This window comes from Clostridium sp. UBA4548 (assembly GCF_002387895.1).
Taxonomy (GTDB): Bacteria; Bacillota; Clostridia; order Clostridiales; family Clostridiaceae; genus Clostridium_J.
Genome location: NZ_DGLI01000034.1, coordinates 1 through 3722 on the forward strand (window position 1 = coordinate 1; position 3722 = coordinate 3722).

Genomic DNA, 3722 nt, shown 5'->3' on the forward strand with positions numbered 1-3722 from the left:
TTCATATTGAAGTGCTTTTTTGTTATAAAGTATTAAATTATTAATAATAATTAAAACCTTAAAATAAATTCACTAAGGTGCGAATAATATAAAATGTATTGTACTATATTAACATTGAAGGGAGATGGGATAGTGTATTTAGCAAGTTTAGATATATTTTCTAATGAATTAGTCAAAGAAGTTATGAGTAGTAATGCATATAACATATGGAAAAATGTTGCCATAGGAACTGGAATATTTGTCTTGTTATTATTCTTAAGAAATATATTTGCCAAATATATTATAAAAATATTAGACAAGGTGTTCTCTAAACTTAATTTTAGAGCAACTCACAAAGTCATAATGGCATTTGAAGGTTCTTTCAAATCCTTTTTTATAGTGTTAGGAGGATATATTTTTTTAAGGTCACTCTCTAATGCACTACCAATAAGCATACTATTAATTAATAATTTACTGTCAACAGCAATAGTTTTGCTAATAGTTAATGGGCTGTTGAACTTAACAAAGGATTCGTCTATACTATTTGAAAAGGTAAATGAAACATATGATGTAAGGATAGATAAAATATTTTACCCATTAATATCTAAAGTTTTAAAAGCAGTAGTATTAGCTTTTGCTGTAATTCAGATAGCAGATATTTGGGGATTTGATATAAAAGCCTTCATTACCGGGTTAGGTCTCGGAGGATTAGCCTTTGCTTTAGCGGCTAAAGACTTTGCAGCTAATTTAATTGCAGGTGTAGTAATTATCTTTGATAAACCATTTTCAATTGGTGACTGGATAAAGTGTAGAGATTTAGAGGGTGTTGTAGAGGATATATCCTTTAGAAGCACTAAGATAAGAACATTTGAAAAAGTCTTAATAACCGTTCCTAATTCAATGCTTGCAAATGATCCAATACTTAACTTTAATAGAAGAGACACTAGAAGAGTTACCATGAACTTAGGCATAACGTATAATACCACTATTGAGAAGATACAGATGTGTGTAGATAGAATTTATATAATGTTGTGCGAACATTATGGAGTGAATAAGGATACAGCACATGTTAGTTTTGATAAATTTAATGAAAGTAGTTTAGATATTTTTGTGCAGTTTTTTACAAATACAGTGCAATTTGAAGAATTTATGAAAATAAAACAAGATATAAACTGCAATATTATGAAAATCTTACAAGAAGAAGATATATCGATTGCATTTCCAAGCAGGAGCATTTATATGGAGGATATAAGCACAAATATAAATAATAATATATCTAAGCTAGAAAATTAGTTATATATCTTTACTGAATTGTAAAATAAACAAATAAGCTTTGGTATAGGACCAATAATTTTTATGGAAGTTGTTAAACAGCAATGAAAAATATTAGTAAAGCGAGGTATGAATTATACCTCGCTTTACTAATATGTTTAAGAAATAGGATTTGTAAATCCTTTGCCTTGTACTTCAGATGTGTCAATAATGGAAAGAAAAGCATTTTCATCAATAGATCTAATAATATGCTTAATTTTAGGTAGTTGAGAAAGTGACACTACACAATATAAAACATTTTTTTTCTCATGAGAGTATGCGCCTTCACCATATAGAACAGTTATACCTCTATGAAGTTCATCCATTACTGCTTCACTGACTTCCTTTTGTTTTTTAGTAATTATAAGTAGCATTCTCTGTGTATTAAAACCTTTAATAACTTTCTCCATTGAAATAGAAGTAATGTAGATTGATACCAGTGTATAAAGTCCTACTGTAAACTCAAATAGAATAGCGCCTATAGATACAATAATGAAGTTAACTGCAAAGGACATAGACCCTAAGTTTATGTCGTATTTTTTCTTCATATACATACTTATAATATCTAAGCCACCAGTAGAACCATAATTAGTGAATACAATTCCTAGACCAAGACCATTCAACACACCACCATAAATGCAATATAAAAGTTTATTTGAATCTGCTACTGGAGCTAGGAGAGTGTTTAATGGAGTGGTTACTATTAAACCTAGGGAAAGTGAAATTAGCCCTAGAAATGTTAAAATAGTGAATTTTTTATTTATCTTCAATACACTAAGAATGAATAATGGGATATTTAGAATAAGAACAGTAACTCCTACCGATACCCCAGATAGGTATTTAATTATTAGTGCAATACCAGAAACACCACCACTAAGAAGATTTGAGGGTATTATAAATAAGTTTATAGCAATTGCACATATAACACTGCCCAAAACAATCATAATACAACACTTTATAAGTTCTTGTTTTTTCATACCTAAATACAAATCCATAAGATCCTCCTAAAAAATTGATTAAAAATATATTATATATTAGTTATAACACTATTTCTATACTTATATCATAATCACGTTTAATTTTGAGAGAAATATAAAAGTCAAGGTACTAGTAATTTTGATTTAAAGACTAAATTATATATAGTATTGCTTAATAGCAAAAAAAATATAAAAGGTCTTTAGAACCTTTTATATTTTAATAAAAATAAGTTTATAATCTTGTGTTTAGAAAAATGTGGAGTAAGTTTTAAGTTGTTCATATATAGATCTAACACCATAATGCCAATCCTTATCCTCAGAATATTTTCTATTTATCCATACAAATAAATCTATGTTAGTAGGCTTATCTTTAGACAAGTTAATAACCGTTCTTGACACTATTCTTGAAGCATCAGATATATCTGTATTATATTTTTGCCAACTATTAAAAACATTATATGGATTATTAGCAATTTTTTCTGCATTCTTACTTTCTTTTGGAACAAAAGATTGTTCTTGACCTGCAATAGCAAAAAGTAACAAAGGGTTTAGATTAAAATCCTTTGATGTACTTATTATAGAGGAAAAATAGGGTTCCTCTCCTAATAATGAACCTCTTAGACTTAGGTACTCTCTCAATGAATTTTCATCTATTGATTTGTATTTAAATTCATTAGGAAGATGAGCTGTCCTGCTTTTATTTTGGGCCTCAGATTTAGCTTTATATAAATTAGTTTGTTTCTTCTGAGACGTATTTAAGTAGTAACTATAATATCTGTCATCATCTAGTGAGAAGTCAGTAAATGAACTTTTGTTTTCCTTTTTATTGGATAATGATAAAAGATTTAGCTTAGAATTATTGTAAGATAGTTTATTACTAAAGGTTGCAATAGTTAGATTACTATTTGACATACTAAATATGTAAGTAACATTATAAGTCAAAAGTATTGTAAATATTATCAAATATAAAGTTAAATTTTGAAAATCATTAAATCCATTGTTTTTATTACTCATAAATAAAATCACCATACTAATTATTTTATTGATTTAAAGTATAAAGTTAATTTTGCCAAATAAATTTAATAATATTCATGGCAGAAAATTCACCACAATTCTCATACTGATTTTATAAGTATGATTGTTAATTAGCATTTCCCAATATTCGGTTATTATATACATATAACTTTAGTAATTATTTAGTTAAGTTTAAAAATATAGCTACAATGGATGGTTTAGCACTATATAATATGTATGCAGTTTAATATTAATAAAAATTAATTTTTAAAAATATGTTGACTTAAGAGTTTTATCATGGTAGTATATATTTTGTCGAAATTAATAAAATTTGTTTATTAGATTTTAAAAAAGAAAATAAATAAATTAATAAAAATGTTGACAAAGATTTTAAATGATGATAAGATATAAAAGTCGCCAGATGGTGGCAATGCTACAGTG

Annotated in this window: 3 protein-coding genes; 1 reads left to right on the forward strand and 2 read right to left on the reverse strand. The window is 26.8% G+C overall.

Annotated features, from left to right (window positions below; genetic code table 11):
* The first annotated feature begins 132 nt into the window (after positions 1-132).
* Positions 133-1272, forward strand: coding sequence for a mechanosensitive ion channel family protein (locus B3040_RS13230; protein ID WP_291574053.1), 1140 nt, complete (start codon positions 133-135; stop codon positions 1270-1272).
* Between the two features lie 137 nt (positions 1273-1409).
* Here B3040_RS13230 and B3040_RS13235 read toward each other — a convergent pair whose 3' ends face one another.
* A complete protein-coding gene (locus tag B3040_RS13235) occupies positions 1410-2285 on the reverse strand; it encodes a YitT family protein (RefSeq protein ID WP_291574055.1) in 876 nt (291 codons plus the stop codon).
* Between the two features lie 228 nt (positions 2286-2513).
* A complete protein-coding gene (locus B3040_RS13240) occupies positions 2514-3281 on the reverse strand; it encodes a hypothetical protein (protein WP_291574057.1) in 768 nt (255 codons plus the stop codon).
* Positions 3282-3722 lie beyond the last annotated feature (441 nt).

Excerpts from the sequence above, each read along its gene's own strand:
- B3040_RS13235 (WP_291574055.1), bottom strand. The coding sequence starts at position 2,285 with ATGGATTTGTATTTAGGTATGAAAAAACAAGAACTTATAAAGTGTTGT.
- B3040_RS13240 (WP_291574057.1), bottom strand. The coding sequence starts at position 3,281 with ATGAGTAATAAAAACAATGGATTTAATGATTTTCAAAATTTAACTTTA.